Annotated in this window: 19 protein-coding genes and 1 pseudogene; 1 reads left to right on the top strand and 19 read right to left on the bottom strand. The window is 64.3% G+C overall.

Going from position 1 to position 20425, the window contains the following annotated elements; all coding sequences use genetic code 11:
* Nucleotides 1–39 precede the first annotated feature (39 nt).
* The 11 genes and pseudogenes from RX329_RS11785 to miaA form a co-directional block, all read right to left on the bottom strand.
* Nucleotides 40–1752, bottom strand: coding sequence for a sulfatase-like hydrolase/transferase (locus RX329_RS11785; RefSeq protein WP_085385124.1), 1713 nt, complete (start codon nucleotides 1750–1752; stop codon nucleotides 40–42).
* Between the two features lie 232 nt (nucleotides 1753–1984).
* A pseudogene (locus tag RX329_RS11780) lies at nucleotides 1985–2215 on the bottom strand (DUF1330 domain-containing protein).
* A gap of 122 nt (nucleotides 2216–2337) precedes the next feature.
* Nucleotides 2338–3189, bottom strand: a complete 852-nt coding sequence (locus RX329_RS11775; protein WP_018454345.1) for an SDR family oxidoreductase — start codon at nucleotides 3187–3189, stop codon at nucleotides 2338–2340.
* A 471-nt stretch (nucleotides 3190–3660) separates the two neighbouring features.
* A complete protein-coding gene (ilvC, locus tag RX329_RS11770) occupies nucleotides 3661–4680 on the bottom strand; it encodes a ketol-acid reductoisomerase (RefSeq protein ID WP_085385123.1) in 1020 nt (339 codons plus the stop codon).
* A 147-nt stretch (nucleotides 4681–4827) separates the two neighbouring features.
* Complete coding sequence (locus RX329_RS11765; protein WP_085385122.1) at nucleotides 4828–5430, bottom strand: LysE family translocator; 603 nt, start codon at nucleotides 5428–5430, stop codon at nucleotides 4828–4830.
* Between the two features lie 7 nt (nucleotides 5431–5437).
* Nucleotides 5438–6313, bottom strand: a complete 876-nt coding sequence (locus RX329_RS11760; RefSeq protein ID WP_085385121.1) for an EamA family transporter — start codon at nucleotides 6311–6313, stop codon at nucleotides 5438–5440.
* A gap of 69 nt (nucleotides 6314–6382) precedes the next feature.
* Complete coding sequence (locus tag RX329_RS11755) at nucleotides 6383–7072, bottom strand: class I SAM-dependent methyltransferase (RefSeq protein WP_085385120.1); 690 nt, start codon at nucleotides 7070–7072, stop codon at nucleotides 6383–6385.
* Between the two features lie 3 nt (nucleotides 7073–7075).
* Nucleotides 7076–7618 (bottom strand): acetolactate synthase small subunit, encoded by a 543-nt coding sequence (gene ilvN / locus RX329_RS11750; RefSeq protein WP_007613340.1) that lies wholly within the window; start codon nucleotides 7616–7618, stop codon nucleotides 7076–7078.
* A gap of 23 nt (nucleotides 7619–7641) precedes the next feature.
* Entirely contained in the window at nucleotides 7642–8625 is a 984-nt protein-coding gene (locus tag RX329_RS11745; RefSeq protein ID WP_085350263.1) for a threonine dehydratase, read from the bottom strand.
* A 5-nt stretch (nucleotides 8626–8630) separates the two neighbouring features.
* Nucleotides 8631–10406, bottom strand: coding sequence for an acetolactate synthase 3 large subunit (locus RX329_RS11740; protein ID WP_085385119.1), 1776 nt, complete (start codon nucleotides 10404–10406; stop codon nucleotides 8631–8633).
* Nucleotides 10407–10736: 330 nt separating this feature from the next.
* On the bottom strand, nucleotides 10737–11693 hold the full coding sequence (gene miaA / locus RX329_RS11735; RefSeq protein ID WP_085385118.1) for a tRNA (adenosine(37)-N6)-dimethylallyltransferase MiaA: 957 nt from the start codon (nucleotides 11691–11693) through the stop codon (nucleotides 10737–10739).
* An 11-nt stretch (nucleotides 11694–11704) separates the two neighbouring features.
* Between miaA and serB the strand changes: the two genes are divergently transcribed.
* Nucleotides 11705–12610 carry a phosphoserine phosphatase SerB gene (gene serB, locus RX329_RS11730; protein WP_085385117.1) on the top strand — a complete coding sequence of 302 codons (906 nt, stop codon included), beginning with the start codon at nucleotides 11705–11707 and terminating at the stop codon, nucleotides 12608–12610.
* A 122-nt stretch (nucleotides 12611–12732) separates the two neighbouring features.
* On the opposite strand, the gene RX329_RS11725 is transcribed toward serB, so the two are convergent.
* The 8 genes from RX329_RS11725 to RX329_RS11690 all read right to left on the bottom strand — a co-directional run bounded on the left by RX329_RS11725 (nucleotide 12733) and on the right by RX329_RS11690 (nucleotide 20422).
* Nucleotides 12733–14235 carry a Do family serine endopeptidase gene (locus RX329_RS11725; protein ID WP_018454338.1) on the bottom strand — a complete coding sequence of 501 codons (1503 nt, stop codon included), beginning with the start codon at nucleotides 14233–14235 and terminating at the stop codon, nucleotides 12733–12735.
* Between the two features lie 144 nt (nucleotides 14236–14379).
* Nucleotides 14380–14586 (bottom strand): DUF2065 domain-containing protein, encoded by a 207-nt coding sequence (locus tag RX329_RS11720; RefSeq protein ID WP_018454337.1) that lies wholly within the window; start codon nucleotides 14584–14586, stop codon nucleotides 14380–14382.
* 71 nt (nucleotides 14587–14657) lie between these two features.
* Nucleotides 14658–15554: a protease modulator HflC gene (gene hflC / locus RX329_RS11715; RefSeq protein ID WP_018454336.1), complete on the bottom strand. Its 897-nt coding sequence runs from the start codon at nucleotides 15552–15554 to the stop codon at nucleotides 14658–14660.
* On the bottom strand, nucleotides 15551–16687 hold the full coding sequence (hflK, locus tag RX329_RS11710) for an FtsH protease activity modulator HflK (protein ID WP_007600977.1): 1137 nt from the start codon (nucleotides 16685–16687) through the stop codon (nucleotides 15551–15553). The genes hflC and hflK overlap by 4 nt, the downstream gene beginning before the upstream one ends.
* A 153-nt stretch (nucleotides 16688–16840) precedes the next feature.
* On the bottom strand, nucleotides 16841–17350 hold the full coding sequence (locus RX329_RS11705; protein ID WP_018454335.1) for a dihydrofolate reductase: 510 nt from the start codon (nucleotides 17348–17350) through the stop codon (nucleotides 16841–16843).
* A complete protein-coding gene (locus RX329_RS11700; RefSeq protein WP_018454334.1) occupies nucleotides 17350–17835 on the bottom strand; it encodes a GNAT family N-acetyltransferase in 486 nt (161 codons plus the stop codon). The genes RX329_RS11705 and RX329_RS11700 overlap by 1 nt, the downstream gene beginning before the upstream one ends.
* A gap of 5 nt (nucleotides 17836–17840) precedes the next feature.
* On the bottom strand, nucleotides 17841–18635 hold the full coding sequence (locus RX329_RS11695; protein WP_007613362.1) for a thymidylate synthase: 795 nt from the start codon (nucleotides 18633–18635) through the stop codon (nucleotides 17841–17843).
* A 221-nt stretch (nucleotides 18636–18856) separates the two neighbouring features.
* Nucleotides 18857–20422, bottom strand: coding sequence for a tripartite tricarboxylate transporter permease (locus RX329_RS11690; protein ID WP_018454333.1), 1566 nt, complete (start codon nucleotides 20420–20422; stop codon nucleotides 18857–18859).
* Nucleotides 20423–20425 lie beyond the last annotated feature (3 nt).

Raw genomic sequence — 20425 nt, 5'->3', positions numbered from 1 at the left:
TGTCGTCCTGGCCTTCGCCAGGACGACGTTGGAGAGACGCTACAGCCCCCTGATCATCCCCGCATCGATCAGCAGCCGGTTAAGCCGGCGCGCTTCGGCCCCGTCCTTGCATCCGTAGAATATGCCCTTGCAGCGGAGCATGATCTCCTTCTGCTCGGCGAAGGACGGATCGAGCGGGATGCCGGCGGCTTCCTGGATGACCAGCGGCAGATACGGGCCGTCGACCGTGTCCATCACGGCCTCGCTTTTCACCGGCTCGAAATTGACGGCGTCGATCGCGTAGTAAGTCGCGTAGAGACGTGCGTCGTAGGCGTCGAGCTTCTTGCCGAGAGCGCCCTCGTCGAGCCCGGGCTCGAGGATACCGGGCGCGAATTCCGGCTGATGATCGCCGTAGCGCACGATCAGGAAGGGTTCGCCGGGAAATTTCTTCTTCAAGCCCGCGAGGAAAGCGTTGTACTGCTCGGCGCTCATCGCCTGCCGCCGCAGGTACTCGTCGATGGACGGCACATTGCCCGGTGCGCGCCAGTTCGGCAGCAGATCCGGGCGGAAGCGCGTCTCCCAGGGGAAATGATTGGCGCCGAGATAGATGAAGGTGAACAGCGGCTTGTTCGGCGTCCGCTCGCCCATCAGCCGGAGCGCCTTGTCGTAGAAGAAGCTATCCGGCTCGACATCCTTGGCGCCGAGATCCTTGGAGTCGAGAAAGCGTTCGATGCCGGTCGTCACCTGAAAGCTGCGCGCGGCCATGAAGCCGCCATAGGCGGGGTACAGCGACATCGTGTCGTAGCCGCAGCGGCGCAGCGCCAGCGGCAGGCCGCGCTCGACACGGCCTGTTGCAATGCGCGTCACGAAATAGGCGAAGCGGCCGAACGAGCGCGACGACAACCCCGCGAGCACGTTGTATTCGGTGAACCAGCTCGGCCCGCCATTGCTCTCGGCCAGGAACGCGCGCTCCTTGCCGTCCCAGGATTTGAAATGGCTGCCGTAGCCGGCCGGCACCTTGATGCCCTGCGCGGCGCGGATGTCGAAGCTCGATTCATCATGGACCATGATGATGTTCGGCCGCCGGCCGGCAGGATGGCAGGCATCGACCAGCGGCATGTTGAGCCGTTCGTTGGTCGAAGCGGCCGACTCCATGAAGCCGTATTGCGCGAAGTCGGAGACCGCGCTGACGCCGGAGCGGAAGAACTTCGAGAGATAGCCGTCGTCGTAATAGCCGCGCCAAGCCTCGTCCGGATGGTAGAGCGAATAGCCGACCAGCGCGGCGAGGCAGGCGAGCATCGAGGCGAGCGCCGGTAGCCTACGGATGCGGAATGGGTCGAGCCACCACAGCGCATACATCAGCGGCAGCGTGACCAGGCCGGCCCCGATCACCGACCAGCGCAAATTCGGGAAGATCGTGAACAGGAACGCCACCGTGTCGCGGTCGATCATCATCAGGTCGATGAAGTTGGCCGTCATCTGCACGACGTCGTGCTTCAGCCGTGACAGCAGCACCAGCACCACGACCATAGTCAGCGACAGCGCACCCGAGAGCGCCGGCCGCCGCAGCAGCGCGATCCAGAAGAAGTTGAGGATGCCCCAGGCCAGCACGAAGGAGAGCCGTGCGCCGAAATCCGTCTCGGTCTCGTACATCAGGACGAGCGCCGCGAGATGCGGCGCTGCAACCGCGAGCAGCCGCCAGATGCCGAGCGCAGCGACGCTTGCCAGCACGGCGGTCGTGCCAGAAGGACCTGGATTGGGCGCGGACGCCATCGACGACACGCAACTGCTGGTCCGGCACGGTGATGCCGAGCCGGCTGACCGGGCCTGCGGCGTTCGGCGCAGCCGGAAGGCCTGCACCGTGTCATAAAACTGTAATTGAACGGTCACGGACAAGCAACGCGTGTCGCGGTCCGACCTTCGCTTAATGTTAGCGGAAGCCGATCGGTCTCCGGGCCCAATTCGTCCCTAGGGCAAATCCCGCAGTGCAGAACCGACTTGCCGTCTAGTCGAGGCCTTCGACGCTGACCAGGCGGGCAGAACTGCAAGCGTCCCGGACCGCTTTGAGTCCCTGGTAGGTCGCGCCTGTGTAAAATGCCTCCCAAGCTGCGACGGATGGGAATTCCAGCAGAACGATCCTGCGGGGCTGCCAGTCTCCCTCGTAGACCTAGTGGGCGCCCCCTCGCGCCAGATATCGAGCTCCAGCGGCCTCCAGGGCGGGCTTCACGCCCAACATGAAGCTTTGGTACTGCTGCAAATCCCTGATCTCGACGTCGAAAATCACATAAGCCGGCATCTCAAGACGCTCCCACGATCGGAAATTGATCACCTGTCCGGCAATGGTCTCACCTCGGAGGCTCAGCCCTGCGGCAGCAGCCCGAGCCGCTTGGCGATGATGCGGTCGACCACACGCTTGGGCAGCGTGGCCGTCATCAAATGCCGCATCCGGTCCGGCGTGATCTGGTAGCGAACCTTGGGCCTCTCGGCGGTGAGCGCCTCGAAAACGACCTCGGCAATCCGCTCGGCCGGCAGCCCGGTCTCGCCGAGCTTCATCATGAACGCCATGACCTTGTTCAGCGCCGGCAGATAAGGCGAGTTCTGGTAGACCGAAAGATCGATCTGCTCGGCCTTGCTCCAGATCGGCGTCTTGACGGCGCCGGGTGCGACGATAATGACGTCGATGCCAAACAGCATCAATTCGCGGCGCAAGCTCTCCGACAGACCTTCGATGGCATGCTTGGACGTGCAGTAAGGCGCCGACAACGGATTGCCGTTCTTGCCCGCGACCGAGCTGATCATCACGATCCGGCCCTTCGGTCCCTCCAGCGACGGGTCGGCGCCCAGCAGCGGCCCAAAGGCCTGCGTCGCGATGACCGGGCCGATGACGTTGATCTCCATCTGCCGGCGAAAGTCGTCGACCGACAATTCGAGCACGGGACCGGCGACCGCGACGCCGGCGTTGTTGACGAGACCGGCCAGCGTCTCGCCGCCCAGCGCCTCGCGGACTTTTCGCGCAGCCGCGAGGACCGCCGCCTCGTCGGTGACGTCGAACAGCAGCGCCGTGAAGTTCGTACCGAATTCACCCATGAGCCGATCCGCATCGGCCTGCTTGCGGACACTACCGAAAACACGATAGCCGCGCCCGATCAGAAACTTCGCAATGGCCCAGCCGATGCCAGTGGACGCGCCGGTGACGACGACGGATCGCATGATCTTCCTCCCCAAGAGCTCCCGCGATCATGCAGGCGAAAGGTGCCGGGGCGCAATGCCGTCCACCGCTCAAGGAGACGCCGCGGGTGTCAGTTCTTAAGTTGAAGCGAGGTGCGAACCTCGCGACGTGCGATTGATTGCATCCTGAAGGTATGGATGAAGAGCCGAATCCTTGACCCTGAAGACGCTGGGCTTTTGAGGATCGGGAGCTTCTGAGAAATTCCGAAAACAACGCGAGACCAAGAATGTGGTTTAAGCGTCAGTTCTTCATGCTCAGGGAGCACTTCAGCTCGCGAAGAATTTGAATGAAGCAGCAATGCTTCGCGCGAGACGAAAAGAGCGAGACCGCTGGTTGCGATCTCGCTCGAATATAATCGCGAAGATTTAAGAATTGGTTTGGCGAGCGAAGCTTGTGTTTTCGCTCGCGTGTCCGGATGCGGCGCAACCGATACGCCGCATCCGAACGGCCGCTTAGTTCTTCGACTTGTCGACCAGCGCGCCCTTCTTGATCCAGGGCATCATGTCGCGCAGCTTGGCGCCGACTTCCTCGATCGGGTGCTCGGCGAGCTTGGCGCGGGTCGCCTTGAACGAGGTCTGGTTGACCTTGTTCTCGAGCATCCAGTCGCGGGCGAACTTGCCGGACTGGATGTCGTTCAGAACCCGCTTCATCTCCTTCTTGGTCTCGTCGGTGACGATGCGCGGGCCGGTGACGTACTCACCGTACTCCGCGGTGTTGGAGATCGAGTAGTTCATGTTGGCGATGCCGCCTTCATAGATCAGGTCGACGATCAGCTTCACTTCGTGCAGGCACTCGAAATAGGCCATCTCCGGGGCGTAGCCGGCTTCGACCAGCGTCTCGTAGCCGCCCTTGATCAGCTCGACCAGGCCGCCGCAGAGCACGACCTGCTCGCCGAACAGGTCGGTCTCGCATTCTTCCTTGAAAGTGGTCTCGATGATGCCGGCACGGCCGCCGCCGACGGCGGAGGCGTAGGACAGGCCGAGGTCGTGGGCGTTACCCGAGACGTCCTTGGCGATCGCGATCAGGCAGGGCACGCCGCCGCCACGCTGGTATTCCGAACGCACCGTGTGGCCGGGGCCCTTCGGCGCGATCATCAGAACGTCGAGATCGGCGCGCGGGTCGAGCAGGTTGAAGTGGACGTTGAGACCGTGCGCGAAGACGAGGGCGGCGCCCTTCTTCATGTTGTCGTGCAGTTGCTCGCGGTAAATGTCGCCCTGGAGCTCGTCCGGGGTCAGCATCATGACCAGATCGGCCCATTTGGCGGCCTCGGCGACTTCCATCACCTTGAAGCCGGCAGCTTCCGCCTTCTTGGCCGAGGCCGAACCCTTGCGGAGCGCAATCGCCACGTCCTTGACGCCGGAATCCTTCAGGTTCAGCGCATGGGCGTGGCCCTGGCTGCCATAGCCGACGATGACGACCTTCTTGCCCTTGATCAGGTTCAGGTCGGCGTCGCGATCGTAATAAACACGCATGGTCGTTTCCTCGTTCAGGGGCCGGAATCGGCCGTTGGTCAGGTCTTGTCGGTCAGGTCTCGGACGGTGAAATTTGCGGATTTCGGGGGCTGTCTAGAGCATTTTCGGCCCCCTGGGAAACCCGTTTCTGCATGGAAAGCTGAGGCATCATGCATCCATAACGACGGGGTAGAGAGACGCCAGCAGCAGGATCGCCATCAGGATGTTGAAGGCGCGGACCAGCCGCTCGGAGGTCAACACCGGCCGTAGTGCAGTGCCGAACAGGACCCAGACCACGGTCGAGACCGCGCCGACGAGTAGGCTGACCAGGGTCTGGATCGCGATATTGATGGGGAATTGGGCAATCGCCGCGTAGGCGGTGATTGTGCCGATCACGATCACCCAGCCCTTGGCGTTGATCCACTGGAACATCGCCGCGCCCCAGAAGGTCATCGGGCCGCGGCCGGTCTCGCCGTCCGGCGTGGTCGGGCCGGACAAAGCAATCACGGCGGCAAGGTAAATCAGATAGACCGCGCCGGCGTATTTCAGGATGGTCTGAAGGATCGGATAGGCCAGAAACACTGTACCGAGCCCGAGACCCACGGCGGCGATCATGAAAGCAAAGCCGATGACGATACCGGCGATGTGGGGGATGGTGCGCCGAAAGCCGTAGGTCAGGCCCGAGGCCAGCAGCATGATGTTGTTCGGCCCGGGCGTGAAATACATCACGACCATAAAGGCGAGGAAGGCATAGAAGAGCGAATAGGCCATAGTCACCTCAAGCGGTCTTCGGCAGGACCTGCGGACGCTTCGCGAGCACCATCACCGCGATACCGCCGATCACGGTGAGCATGCCGGCGAGACGCAGCGGGCCGAACCGCTCGCCGAACACGATGCTGGACGCAGCCGAGCCGACGAACGGCACCAGCAGCGCGAACGGCACCACTTGCGCGGTGGGATAGTCACGCAGCAGCCGGCCCCACAGCCAATAGGCGATGCTGGTGGAGATGGCGCCGATCAACAGCAGGCAAATGAGGCCGGTGAGCGACATGTGGACCAGCGACTGCCAGGTCGGCGTCGGTCCGTTGACCACCAGCGTGAGCGCGAACAGCGGCACCGCGGTGGCGAGGCACAACCAGGCGAACAGATCGAACATCGGCACGCCGCGGGCGCCGCGCAGCAGGACATTGCCGACCGCAAAGCTGACCGGCGCGATCATCAGCACGGCGAAGGCACCGACGCTGAAATCATAGCCGACCGTGCCGCAGATCATCAAAAGGCCGATGGCTGCGATGACGATGCCCAGCGTCTGCACCGGCGTCGGCCGCTCACGGAATGCGATCGCGGCAAAGCCGATCGTGAACAGCGCCTGGCTCTGCACGACGACGCTGGTCAGCCCCACCGGCACGCCATGGGCGATGCCATAGGCCTGGCTCAGAAATTGGCCGAGAAAGAGCGTGAAGCTGATCGCGATCAGGAGCGACCAGGCGACTTTGGGCTTGCGGATGAATAGGCACGGCACCGCGGCAATGGTGAAGCGCATCGCCGTCATCAGCTCCGGCGAAAATTCGTCGAGCGCGATCCGGCTTGCCACGAAGGCAAGCCCCCAGATGACCGCCACCAGGATGGCGATGAGGATGTCGGCCGGCTTCATTGTCGTTCCCGGTTCTGCCCTGTCGTGCAGCCCTGTTTGTTGTTCTGGTCGAGCCTTGCTCGCCGGCCGTTACGTCGAGGAATTGGGTTTCCGCAGCAGATAGGTGCCGTGCATCGGGGCGTGGTAATCGGCCGAGACCAGCGTGAAGCCGACGTCGGTCAGCATCCGCTCCATGACCCAGCCGAAAGTGGAATACTCGTCGCGCATGTGGGTGACGACGCTTTCACGCGGGACATCGTGGTTCTTGATCTCAAAGTCGGCCCATTGGTCAACGTCGCGCTCGAGCGCATCGGGCATCGAGGCGTAGACGATGTCGCGCAAATAGAAAGTGGCACCGGGCTTGAGCGCGCGATAGATCCGCGACATGGCTACCGCCTTCCAGAAATCCGGCAGATGGTGCAGCGTGAACTCGCTGACGATCAGGTCATAGGATTCCGGCCGGTAGGCGAAGCTGAGCAGGCCGGCGGACTGCGTGCGCACGGGCGCCTTGCGCTCGCGCGCGTAGATCTCGGCGAGCGCCAGCATCGCGGGCGAGATGTCGATGGCATCGACCTCGGCGCCCATCAGCGCCGCCTCGGTCGCGAGCACGCCGTTGCCGCAACCGATATCGGCAATGCGCCAGCCGCGCTGGACGCCGAGCATTTTCAGCGCGGCGCGCGCCCGTAGATCGGCATCGTCATGACTGTCGTAGATCGAGGCCACTGCAGGCCCGATCCCTATCCGGTTCCGCTCGTTGTAATACCAGTCGCGCGCCAGCATGGCTCACATTCCTTCAGGCCCGCGACCAATCGCGGCAACACCGGTGCGCGACACTTCGACGAGGCCAAGCGGACGCATCAGGTCGATAAACTGATTGATCTTATCTGTATTGCCTGTGATCTCGAACACAAAGCTCTCGGTGGTGGCGTCGATCACGCGGGCGCGGAACGCGTCCGCCAGCCGCAGCGCCTCGACGCGATGCTCGCCCTGCCCGCGCACCTTGACCATCGCCAGCTCGCGCTCGATCGAGCGCTTGGTCAGCGTCATGTCGACGACGCGATAGACCGGGATCATGCGGTCGAGCTGATGCTTGATCTGCTCGATCACCATGGGCGTACCCGTGGTGACGATGGTGATGCGCGAGAGATGCTTCTGGCTCTCGGTCTCCGAGACCGTGAGGCTCTCGATATTGTAGCCGCGCCCCGAGAACAGGCCGATGACGCGCGCGAGCACGCCGGGCTCGTTCTGCACGAGCACCGAAAGCGTGTGCGTCTCGTTCGGGTCGTGGCGCTCCTCGATGAAATAGGCGGATGCGGGCTGGTTCATTGTCGTCCCCTTCATTCTCGTCGTTACGCCGTCGCCCGATGAGCGACCGGCGCATCCGTCCCGACCCAACCGCGGAACAGATCGAAATCGATATTGCCGCCGGACAGCACGAGACCGACGCGCTTGCCCGACAATGTTGTCTTTTCCTGAAGCGCCGCGGAGAGCGCGGCGGCGCCAGCGCCTTCGGCGAGGTTATGCGTGTCGGTCCAGAGCGCATGGATCGCGAGCGCGATTTCATCGTCCGTCACCTGGACGATACGCGAGGCGCCCTTGAGGATGACCGCGAGCGCTTCCGGATCGGGAATCCGCGTCGCCATGCCGTCCGCGAGCGTGTTGCTGGTCTCGGTGGTCACCACCTGACCCGCCGCGAACGACAGCGCGTAGGACGGCGCCTCGGTCGACTGCACGCCCACGATCTCGGTCTTCAGGCCGAGCAGATCGCGCGCCATGATACAGCCGCAGATCCCCGAGCCTTGCCCGATCGGCACATAGAGGATGTCGAGATCGGGCGCGGCCCGGAACAATTCGAGCGCATAGGTCGCCACGCCCAGCACCAGGTCCGTATGGAACGACGGCACCATGTGCAGCCCGGCGAACTGCGCGTGGCGTCCGGCTTCCTCGCGTGCGGCCTGAAAGTCCTCGCCGTGCTCAACGAGTTCGGCGCCGAACGCCTTCATCGCGCGGTTCTTCTCGACCGAATTGCCGCGCGGCACATAGATCACGGCAGTTACGCCATGGCGGCTCGCCGCAAAGGCGAGGCTCTGGCCATGATTGCCGCGCGTCGCCGAGATGATGCCCGGAATGTTCGGCCGTTCGCGCTTCAGCCGATCGAGATAGACCAACCCGCCGCGCACCTTGAAGGCGCCCGTCGGCGTGTGATTCTCGTGCTTGACCACGACCTGCGTGCCGAGCCGCTCGGCGAGCAGCGGCCAGGCGTGCGCCGGCGTTGCCGGCACCGCCTGCCCCACGATCGCATGTGCGCGTTCGAGCTCGTTCAGGTCGAACATCACGCTCACACCAGCGCCTTACCGCCGGCGAACGCCTTCGCGGTGGCTTCGTCGTTGGCCTGCTCCGGCAACAGCATCTCGTTGTGCGCCTTGCCGGAGGGGATCATCGGGAAACAGTTTTCCAGCGACGCGACGCGGCAGTCGAACAGCACCGGGCGCTTGACCGAGATCATCTCCTGGATGGCTCCGTCGAGATCACCGGGCTTGTGCACCTGGAGGCCGACGCCGCCGTAGGCTTCCGCGAGCTTGACGAAGTCCGGCATCGCCTCCGAATAGGAATGCGACAGGCGGTTGCCATGGAGCAGCTGCTGCCACTGCCGCACCATGCCCATGTACTGGTTGTTCAGAATGAAGATCTTGATCGGCAGCTCGTACTGCACAGCCGTCGACATCTCCTGCATCGTCATCTGCACCGAGGCATCACCCGCGATGTCGATGACGAGGCTGTCGGGATGGGCAACCTGCACGCCAACCGCGGCCGGCAGGCCGTAGCCCATGGTGCCGAGACCGCCCGAGGTCATCCAGCGATGCGGCTCCTCGAAGCCGTAGAACTGCGCGGCCCACATCTGATGCTGGCCAACCTCGGTGGTGATGTAGGTGTCCCTGCCGCGCGTCGCCTCGAACAGGCTCTGGATCGCGTGCTGCGGCAGGATGACGTCGTTGCTCTTCCTGTAATAGAGCGAGTTGCGGGCGCGCCACTGCGCGATCTGCTGCCACCAGGCCTTGATGTCGGGCTTCTTCGCCTCCGCCTTGAACACCTGGAGAATGTCGCCGAGAATGTTGCCGCAGTCGCCGATGATCGGCACGTCGACGCGGATGTTCTTGTTGATCGAGGACGGGTCGATGTCGATGTGGATCTTCTTCGAGCCCGGCGAGAACGCATCGACGCGGCCGGTGATGCGGTCGTCGAAGCGCGCACCGACGCACAGCATGACGTCGCAATCATGCATGGTCATGTTGGCTTCGTAGGTGCCGTGCATGCCGAGCATGCCGAGCCAGCTCTTGCCCGAGGCGGGATATGCGCCGAGGCCCATCAGCGTGGAGGTGATCGGAAAGCCGGTGACCTCGACCAGCTCGCGCAGCAGCCTGGTGGCTTCAGGGCCGGAATTGATCACGCCGCCGCCGCTGTAGATTACGGGGCGCTTGGCGCCTGAGAGCAGCGCCACGGCCTTGCGGATCTGCGTCGCATCGCCCTTCACCCGCGGCGCGTAGGAGCGATGCACGTCGGATTTGCGCGGCGGATGATAGGTGCCGGTCGCGAACTGCACGTCCTTGGGCACGTCGACGAGCACCGGGCCCGGTCGACCCGTAGTCGCAACGTAAAACGCCTCGTGCAGCACCTTTGCGAGATCGTTGACGTCGCGCACCAGCCAATTGTGCTTGGTGCAGGGGCGCGTGATGCCGACGGTGTCGCATTCCTGGAACGCGTCGTTGCCGATCAGATGCGTCGGCACCTGGCCGGAGATGCAGACCAGCGGGATCGAGTCCATCAGCGCGTCGGTGAGCGGCGTCACCATGTTGGTGGCGCCGGGACCGGAGGTCACCAGGGCAACGCCGGGCCGGCCGGTCGAACGCGCATAGCCCTCGGCGGCGTGACCCGCACCCTGCTCGTGGCGGACCAGGATGTGCTGGACCTCGCTCTGCTGGAAGATCTCGTCGTAGATCGGGAGCACCGCGCCGCCGGGGTAGCCGAAAATGTCGGTCACGCCATGATCGATGAGCGCGCGGACGATCATCGCGGCGCCGGTCATCTGGTTCGGATCGTGGCTCTTGTCGCTCATTGGCTTGCTCCGGATGCGCTGTTGTCAGCGGCTTCGTTCGTGTCGGGTTTTCGGAAATAAAAAAGGCCCCGAAGAGGGCCCATGCACACCGCCTGTCATGTGGATGGCAGCTAGCCACCCCCGGCGGTGTGCCTGGGTACGACGGCGATAAGGAGTTTGGTAATAATGTTACGCATGGCAGGTGCCCGGCTTCCCAAAGGTTGCGCGAAACATAGCGGCCAGCGCCCCGATGTCAAGGCAATGCGGCCGTTCCCGCGCGATTTTGGCAGTGTAGCGGTGTTCCCGGGGTTGGGCGAGAGGTAAATTCGGGAGCCGAGGCACAAAAGCGTGTCAGCCTTGGTCCCGCGCCGCGTTCACGATCGCCGCCAGCCAGCCCCGAATCTCCCCCGGCTTCACCCACTCGAATTCGGGCAATTGGTGCCGGAACCAGGTGAACTGCCGCTTGGCGTAGTGGCGGGTGTCGGCGCGGCCGATGGTAGCCGCCTGCTCCAGGTTGAGCTCACCGCGCAGATGCCGGATTAGCGCCGGCACGCCATGAGCCTTCATCGCCGGCAGCAGCGGATCGAGGTTTCGGGCGGCGAGACGCACCGCCTCCTCTAGCGCGCCGGCACCCAACATGGCGTCGAAGCGGGCGTCGATGCGCGCATAGAGCTCGTCGCGCTCGGGCGCGAGGAACACCGCCCGAAAACTGTCCTTGGGCAAGAGCGGCGGCTGGCCCTCATGATGCCAGTCCAGCAGCGAACGGCCGGTGGCTTCGACCACTTCGAGCGCGCGCGCAATGCGCATGCGATCACGCGGGTTCAATCGCTCGGCGGCTCGCGGATCGGAGGCTGCGAGTTCCGCATGCAGCGCCTCGACGCCGTTCCGCTCCAGCCGCGCTCGAACGCCCTCGCGCACCTCGGTGGGGATCGGCGGCACCACGGAAAGACCCGCCGTCAGCGCCTTGAAGTACAGCCCGGTGCCGCCGATGAAGATCGGCAGGCGGCCTTCGGCTTTCGCCTCTTCGAGCGCCTTGGCCGCGTCGCCCACCCAGGCGCCAGCCGAAAAATTCACGGCCGCATCGACATGGCCGTAGAGGCGATGGGGCACCCGCGCCTCGTCGCCATCTGTAGGGCGCGCGGTGATGATGCGGAGGTCGCGGTAGACCTGCATGGAATCGGCATTGATCACGACCCCGCCCGCAGCGAGCGCAAGCTCGAGCGCCAGCGCCGACTTGCCGCTGGCGGTCGGGCCTGCGATAAGCACCGCCTTGCCAACATGCCTTCTGCCGACTTGCCCCTCGCTCACGAAAACCTCAAATGTCCCTCGTTGCCACGCTGATCTGCAACCCGAATAATCCCGCGCTCGACTCCACCATCGTCGACGGCGCCCGCGCCGTGCTGCCTCAGGCAGCTCCCGCGCACTGGCTGTTCGACGGGGTTGCAGTCGACATCCCATTCGGCGCCGACAGTAACCTCGAAGGCGACCGTCACGCCATCGAGCAGCGGCTCCGCGAGCTTCGCGGCGACCTGCCCATCGACATCGTGGTGCAGCCAGTCGGCTTCCGGCGCAAGAAGCTTTTTCTCGCCGACATGGATTCCACCATGATCGGTCAGGAATGCATCGACGAGCTCGCCGATTTCGTCGGGGTGAAGGCCCATGTGGCCGCCATCACCGAGCGCGCGATGCGCGGCGAGATCGAGTTCGAGCCGGCGCTGCGCGAGCGCGTCGCGCTGCTCAAGGACCTTCCCGCCAGTGCCGTCGACGAGGTGCTGGCCAAGCGCATTACGCTGACGCCGGGTGGCCGCGAACTGGTCGCGACCATGCGCGCCCATGGCGCCTATGCCTGCCTCGTCTCCGGCGGCTTCACGCTTTTCACCAGCGCGGTCGCCACCAGGATCGGTTTCCAGGAGAACCGCGCCAACGAGCTCGTCGTCCGCGACGGCAAGTTCACTGGCGAGGTGAAGGAGCCGATTTTGGGGCGCGCGGCAAAGCTCGCGACGCTGGTGGATCTGATGGAGTCGTTCGATCTCGACGACGTCGACTCGCTGGCGGTCGGCGACGGCGCCAATGATCTCGCGATGATCCAGGCGGCGGGGCTGGGCGTGGCGTATCATGCGAAGCCGGCGGTCGCGGCCGCAGCCGCGGCGCGGATCGATCATGGCGATCTCACCGCGCTGCTGTATGCGCAGGGGTATCGGCGCGAGGAGTTCGTGGAGGCGTAGCCTCCTCCTCTCCGCCGTCATGCCCGGGCTTGTCCCGGGCATCCACGTTACGCTCGTCCGCATGGCAAGGCGTGGACGGCCGGGTCAAGCCCGGCCATGACGAGAGGTGAAAGCGAGCGCTCTTACTGCACGCTCAGCGCGACAAAACGCAGCTCGCCGTCGGCGTTCGACACCAGCAGCAGCACCGATTTCTTGCCGTCTTTCTTGAGCTGGTCGACCCGTTTCTGGATGTCGGCGCCGCTGGAGACGGCCTCCTGCGCCACCTCGACAATGACGTCGCCGGCCGAGAGGCGCTTCTCGGCGGCATCCGAATTGGCGTCGACATTGGTGACGACCACGCCCTTGACGCTGTCCTTGATCTTGTAGCGCGCACGCAGGTCCTTGCTCAGCGCGGCGAGATCGAGGCCGAGCGCCTTCTGTGTCACGGTCTTTTCAGGCGGAGGCTCGTCGGTCTTCACCGCGGCCTGCACCTTGTCGGCATCCTGCAACCGGCCGAGCGTGACCTTCTTGGTTTCCTCCTGGCTCTTGCGGATGATGACGACGTCGACCTCCTTGCCGACCGCCGTGTCGGCGACCACGCGAGACAGATCCTTCGGGTCCTTGACGTCCTTGCCGTCGAACTTGACGACGACGTCGCCGGGCTCGATGCCGGCCGGTTTGGCCGGGCCCTTGTCGTCGACACCGGCAACCAGCGCGCCGCGCGGCGGCTTGATGTTGAGGCTCTCGGCGATCTCGTCGGTGACGCTCTGGATGCGCACGCCAAGCCAGCCGCGGCGCAATTCGCCGAACTGGCGGAGCTGGTCGACGACACCCGCCACCGTCTTCGACGGTACGGCGAAGCCGATGCCGATCGAGCCGCCGGACGGCGAGATGATCAGCGTGTTGACGCCGATGACGTCGCCATCGAGGTTGAACAGCGGACCGCCGGAATTTCCGCGGTTGATGGAGGCGTCGGTCTGAATGTAGCTGTCGTAGGGACCTGAGGAGATGTCACGGTTCTTCGCCGAAACGATACCGGCCGTCACGGTGCCGCCGAGGCTGAAAGGATTGCCGATCGCGACGACCCAGTCGCCGAGGCGCAGCTTGTCGGAATCACCGAACTTCACCGACACCAGCGGCTTCGACGGCTTGAACTTGAGCACGGCAAGGTCGGTCTTCTTGTCGACTCCGACCAGTTCGGCCTTGATCTTGGTCCCGTCGTTGAGAATGACGTTAATCTCATCGGCGTCCGCGATGACATGGTTGTTGGTGACGACGACGCCTGACGTGTCGATGATGAAGCCACTTCCGAGCGAGTTGGTCTTGCGCGGCGCCGGGCTGTTCTCGCCGCCCTTGCTGCCGCCGCCGGGACCCTTGCGGTTCTTGAAGAAGTCGTCGAAGAACTCCTCGAAGGGCGAACCGGGCGGCAGTTGCGGCATGGCATTGCTGCCGCCGCCCCCGCCCTTGGCTTCGACGGTCTGCGAGGTCGAGATGTTGACGACCGCGTCAATCACCTTCTCGGCGACGTCGGCGATGCCATCCGGTCCGCGCGCATAGGCCGGTGTGCCGAGTGCGCTGAAAGCGCCAACGGCGAGCGCGGCCAGCCCTAAGCGCAAACGGGTCGGGGCAATGGTGGCAGCGGTCATTGTGATCTCCAGGAAACAAGGATTCGACGTCAAGACTGCGCTCGAACGGGGGGACGGCGCAAGCGCGGACCTTAACGGGCCTCAAGACCCGGATAATAAGGCGAAAACCGGTCCCTCGCCTTCACTTTGGCGTTGGTGCGACGGCTAAATTGGACGTCGCATAACCCAGATCAGGACCAGGCCGGCCACGGCCGAACCAATGCCGACCGCCCGCAGGACGTTATCCGGCGTGGCCATCGCGCTTTTCATGGCCTTGCGCATCCAGGCCGGACTTGCCGCGAACATCAAGCCTTCCAGCACGAACAGGATGCCCAAACCGATGAGGAAGTCGGCGAACGCAATGGACCTCATCGGATTGGAACCTCCCGTTGTGCTGTTCTTGTCTGGACGAAGGGCGGCCGGACTTGCCGCCCTTGTCTCACTTACGGCTTCGCTGGCGTCGTGGTCGCCGTCTTGCCGGACGGGTTACCAAAGAACCGGAAGAAATCCGAGTCCGGGCGCAGCAGGAAGCGGGTGTCGTTCGCGCGCAGCCCGGTCTCATAGGCCGCCATCGAACGGTAGAAGGCGAAGAAATCCGCGTCCTGGCCGTAGGCTTCGGCGAACAGACGGTTGCGCTCGGCATCGCCGACGCCGCGCGTCTGCTCGGCCAGCGACCTTGCATCCGCCTCGATCACGGTCGCCTCGCGGTCGGCCTTGGAGCGGATCTCCTGGGCCTTCTGGCCGCCCTGCGCGCGGAACTCGGCGGCTTCGCGCTCGCGTTCCGTCTTCATGCGCTGATAGACCGCCTGGCTGTTCTGCTCCGGCAGATCGGCGCGGCGGATCCGGACGTCGACGACCTGGATGCCGTAGCCGTCGGCCTCGTGGTCGAGCTGATCGCGGATGCGCTGCATCAGCTTCTCGCGGTCGTCGCGGACCACGTTGATGAAGGTGACCTCGCCGAGCACGCGGCGCAGCGCAGCGTTCAAGAGCGTGGTGAGCTGGATGTTGGCGGCCTGGATCGAGCCGATGCTCTGATAGAAGCGGAGCGCGTCCTTGATGCGGTAACGCGCGAAGGCGTCGACCACGAGCCGCTTCTGGTCGGACGCGATCGCTTCCTGCGACGGGTTCTCCAGATCGAGGATGCGCTTGTCGATGTTGATCACCGAATTCCACGGCGCCTTGAAGTGCAGGCCGGGAGCGGTAACGACATCGACGGGCTTGCCGAACTGCAGCACGATGGTCTGCTCGGTCTGCGCCACCGTGAACAGGGACATGTAGCCCACGATCACGACGAGCAGGAGGCCGAGCAGCGTGACGATACCTGTGACCGGAGATCTCATCGGTTGCCTCCGGTCGTCTGCTGGCCGGTTGCAGGCGGCCGCTTGGCAGTCAACTCGCTGAGCGGCAGATAAGGCACGACGCCCTGGCCCGACTGGCCGCCGTCATAAATGAGCTTTTCCGAACCGCCGAGCACGCGCTCCATCGTCTCCAGATAAATCCGTTCACGCGTCACGTCGGGGGCCTTCTTGTATTCCTCGTAAACCTTCAGGAAGCGCGAGCTCTGGCCCTTGGCCTCGGCGACGGTCTGCTCCCTGTAGCCTTCGGCGGCCTGCATGATCTGCGCCGCACGCCCGCGTGCCTGCGGCACGACCTGGTTGGCATACGTCTGCGCCTCGTTCTGCAGCTGCTCGAGATTGGCGCGCGCCGCCTGGACGTCGCGGAAGGCGTCGATCACCTGCGCCGGCGGGTCGACCTTCTGCATCTGCACCTGGCTGATCTGAATGCCGGCGCCGTAGCTGTCCAGGGTCTTCTGGATTAGTTCCTGCACGCCTTGTTCGGTAACGTTGCGCGCGCCGGTCAGGATCGGCTGGATCTGCGAGCGGCCGATCACCTCGCGCATCGCGCTCTCGGCGACTGCCTTCACGGTGCCTTCGGGATTCTGGATGTTGAAGAGGAAATCGCCGACGCCGTTGGGCTTGATGCGCCAGAGCACGGTGAAGTCGACGTCGACGATGTTCTCGTCGCCGGTCAGCATCAGGCTCTCTTCCGGCACGTCACGAATGGAGCGGCCGCGCCGCGCCGGGTCGTCGATCAGCGTCATGCCGATGGAGATGGTGGAAACGCGCAAGGCCTTTGGCAGCAGCACGGTCTCGATTGGATAGGGCAGATGGTAGTTCAGGCCGGGCTCCACGGTGCGGACATGCTTGCCGAAGCGCAGCACGACGCCGAGCTCTTCGGACTGCACCCGGAAGAAGCCCGACAGCAGCCAGAACGCGACGATGAGCAGCACGATCAGCGTGATGCCGATGCCGGAGAAATAGCCACCCGGCATGATCTGCTGGAGGCGATCCTGGCCGCGCCGCAGAAGATCTTCCAGATCCGGCGGCCTTGGCCCGACCGGTTGCGGGCCGTTGCCCCATGGTCCCTTCGGACCCGAGCCCCATGGGCCACCGCCCTGATTCTTCCACGGCATTCGACGCTCTCCTCGGCAGGGTGAAATTGCCCCCGCCCGCTTTGTCCGGTCCGGCTTTATAGGGGACAGGCAGGTCCCTTACAACGCAGCCCTCGCCGCCCTCCGAGCTAAGCTTGGGGGCAGAAAAGTCAATGTTAACATTGGCAAATGCGGTTAATGGCCTGCCCGCCGACGATATGTCACATAGGAGTAGTCGGCGCTGTCGTGGGGTCCGGCAGGATGACGGATGCGTTCAACCTCATCCCACTCTGCCCTGTCGATGTCGAAATGCGTGTCGCCTTCGGGCCGGGCATGCACTTCGGTGATCTCGAGGCGATCGGCGCGATCGAGCCATTGCCGAAAGATTTCGGCGCCGCCAATCACGGCGATCTCGGCGACCGAACGCCGCAGGGCATCGCCGCGCGCGATGGCGTCTGCGGCGGCAGTCGATGTCGTCACGATGGCGCCGGCGGCGCGATAATCCGCATCGCGCGTGACGACGATGTTGGTGCGGCCGGGAAGCGGCCGGGGCAGGGATTCGAAGGTCCTGCGGCCCATGATCACGGGCTTGCCGATCGTGAGCGCCTTGAAGCGCGCCATGTCGGATTTCATTCGCCACGGCATTGCGTTGCCGGCCCCGATGACGCCGTTCTCCGCGATCGCGACGACGAAGACGATCTCCATCAGGTCGCGCTCCCGGCAAGCCGCGTCAGCGCCGGACCGGTGACGCGGCACAGCGTCCAGTCCTCCAGCATGATGGCACCGAGCGATTTGTAGAACGCGATCGACGGCGCGTTCCAGTCAAGCACCGCCCATTGCAGCCGCGACCAGCCGTTCTCGACGCATTCCCTGGCGAGGTGCACGAGCAGAGCCTTGCCGAGGCCCCTGCCCCGATGCGATGGCCGCACATACAAATCTTCGAGATAGATGCCGTGGCGGCCGCTGAACGTCGAAAAATTCGCAAACCACACCGCGAAGCCGACCGGCTCGCCGTTCCACTCGGCGAGAGCGCAATGGAGTTGCGGTCGTTCGCCGAACAGTGCGTCGGCGATGTCAGCCTCGGTCGCCTCGACCTCGTGCGAAAGTTTTTCGTACTCGGCGAGCTCGCGGATGAAAGCGAGAACCAGCCCGGCCTCACCGGGACGCACACGGCGGATGTTGAGCTGCATCGACTTCAGACCGCGACCGCGGCCTTGATGTGCGGATGCGGATCGTAGCCGACGAGCTCGAAGTCCTCGTAACGGAAGGAGAAGATGTCCTTCACGTCGGGGTTGATCCGCATCACCGGCAGCGCGCGCGGTGCGCGCGTGAGCTGGAGCTTCGCCTGCTCCAGATGGTTGGAATAGAGATGGGTGTCACCGAACGAATGCACGAAGTCGCCGGGCTTCAAGCCCGTGACCTGCGCCACCATCATGGTGAGCAGTGCGTAGGAGGCGATGTTGAAGGGGACGCCGAGGAACACGTCGGCCGAACGCTGATAGAGCTGGCACGACAGCTTGCCGTTGGCGACATAGAACTGGAACAGGCAGTGGCACGGCGGCAACGCCATCTTGTCGACCTCGGCCGGATTCCAGGCCGAGACGATCAGGCGGCGCGAGTCCGGGTTGCGCTTGATCATGTCGATCACATTCGCGATCTGATCGATGCTGCGTCCGTCCGGCGCGGGCCAGGAGCGCCACTGGTGGCCGTAGACGGGGCCAAGATCGCCGTTGGCGTCGGCCCACTCGTCCCAGATGGTGACGCCGTTGTCGCGCAGATATTTGATGTTGGTATCGCCTTTCAGGAACCACAACAGTTCGTGCACGATCGCCTTCAGCGGCAGGCGCTTTGTCGTCAGCATCGGAAAACCGGCGGACAGGTTGAAGCGCATCTGATGGCCGAACACCGACAGCGTGCCGGTGCCGGTCCGGTCGGTCTTTTCGGCGCCGTCTGAAAGAATCCGCTCGAGCAGGTCCTGATACTGGTGCATGTGCGTGAGCCTTTGGGGAGGCGGCGAACTTAGCGGCCGCCCCCGCGCTGCGACAGCGGCGATTCGCCATCCATGCGCATTATACCCGGAAAAGTGAGCGCTCCCGGTGCAAACGACAAGGGGCGGAACTCAGCGTCCCGCCCCTTGTCTATCAGATTGATCCTGCTGGCCAACTTGCCGGCTTGGGTTCGGGTCACGGCGCGCCGACGCTGGCGGCGCCCCTAGTTTTCGGATTCGGTGAACACCTCGTCGCGCTTGGCACGCAACGCCGGCAGCACCGTGAGCACCAGGAGGAAAGCGGCGATGCCGAGCAGCACGGCCGACAGCGGACGCGTCAGGAACACGCTCCAGTCGCCGCGCGAGATCAGCAGCGCGCGGCGCAGGTTCTCTTCCATCAGCGGTCCGAGCACCATGCCGAGCAGCAGCGGCGCCGGCTCGAAATCGTGCTTGATCAGCCAGTAGCCGACCAGACCGAACACGCCTGCCAGGATGACGTCGACCGGCGCGTTGTTCACCGAGTAGATGCCGATCGCGCAGAAGATCACGATCGAGGGGAACATCAGCCGGTAAGGGACGCGCAACAGCCGCACCCAGATTCCGACCAGCGGCAGGTTGATGATGATCAGCATCAGATTGCCAATCCACATCGAGGCGATCATGCCCCAAACCAGCTCCGGCTGCTTCTGCATCACCTGCGGACCGGGCACGATGCCGTGGATGGTCATCGCGCCCACCATCAGCGCCATCACGGCATTGGGCGGGATGCCGAGTGTCAGCAGCGGGATGAAGGAGGTCTGCGCCGCGGCATTGTTGGCGCTTTCCGGCGCCGCCACGCCTTCGATCGCACCGCGGCCGAACCGCGACGGGTTCTTGGCGATCTTCTTCTCGAGCGTGTAGGACGCAAAGGACGCGATGACCGCGCCGCCGCCCGGCAGGATACCGAGGATCGATCCGAGCACGGTGCCGCGCAGGATCGCAGGCGCCGAGTCGATCAGGTCTTTCCTGGTCGGCATCAGGCCGGTGATCTTCTGCTGCACGAGGTCGCGGTTCATCTCGGCGCCGGCGTCGAGGTTGCGGATGATCTCGGCGAAGCCGAACACGCCCATCGCCACCGTCGCAAAGCCGAGACCGTCGGCAAGCTCCGGAATGTTGAACGCCATGCGCGAGGCGCCGGTCTCGATGTCGGAGCCGACCATCGACAGCATCAGGCCGAACACGATCATCGCGATCGCTTTCAGGACCGAGCCCTTGGCCAGCACCACCGCAAAGATCAGGCCGAGCACCATCAGCGAGAAATATTCCGCCGGGCCGAACGCCAGAGCGAGCTTGGTCAGCGGCGCACCGAGCACGGCGATGAGCACGGTCGCAACGCATCCGGCGAAGAACGAGCCGATCGCCGCGATCGCCAGCGCCGGGCCGGCACGGCCTTGCTTCGCCATCTGGTGACCGTCGATGGCGGTAACGACCGACGTCGCCTCACCGGGAATATTGACCAGGATCGAGGTGGTGGAGCCGCCGTACTGGGCACCATAATAGATGCCGGCGAGCATGATCAGCGCGCCGACCGGCGGCAATCCGAACGTGATCGGCAGGAGCATCGCCACGGTTGCGACGGTGCCGATACCGGGCAGCACGCCGACCAGTGTGCCAACCAATGCGCCAATCAGGCACATGAGAATATTGATCGAGATCGGGAGCGACAGACCGTAGAGCCACCAGGGTGACCACCAGGAGATCTGAAACACCACACCGAAACCAAGGCCCAGATTGTGGAAGAGATCGAACATCAC

This window comes from Bradyrhizobium sp. BWC-3-1, from assembly GCF_032917965.1.
GTDB classification, from domain to species: Bacteria; Pseudomonadota; Alphaproteobacteria; order Rhizobiales; family Xanthobacteraceae; genus Bradyrhizobium; species Bradyrhizobium canariense_D.
Note: the sequence above shows the minus strand (reverse complement) of the source record. Positions and strands in the feature narration are given on the sequence as shown.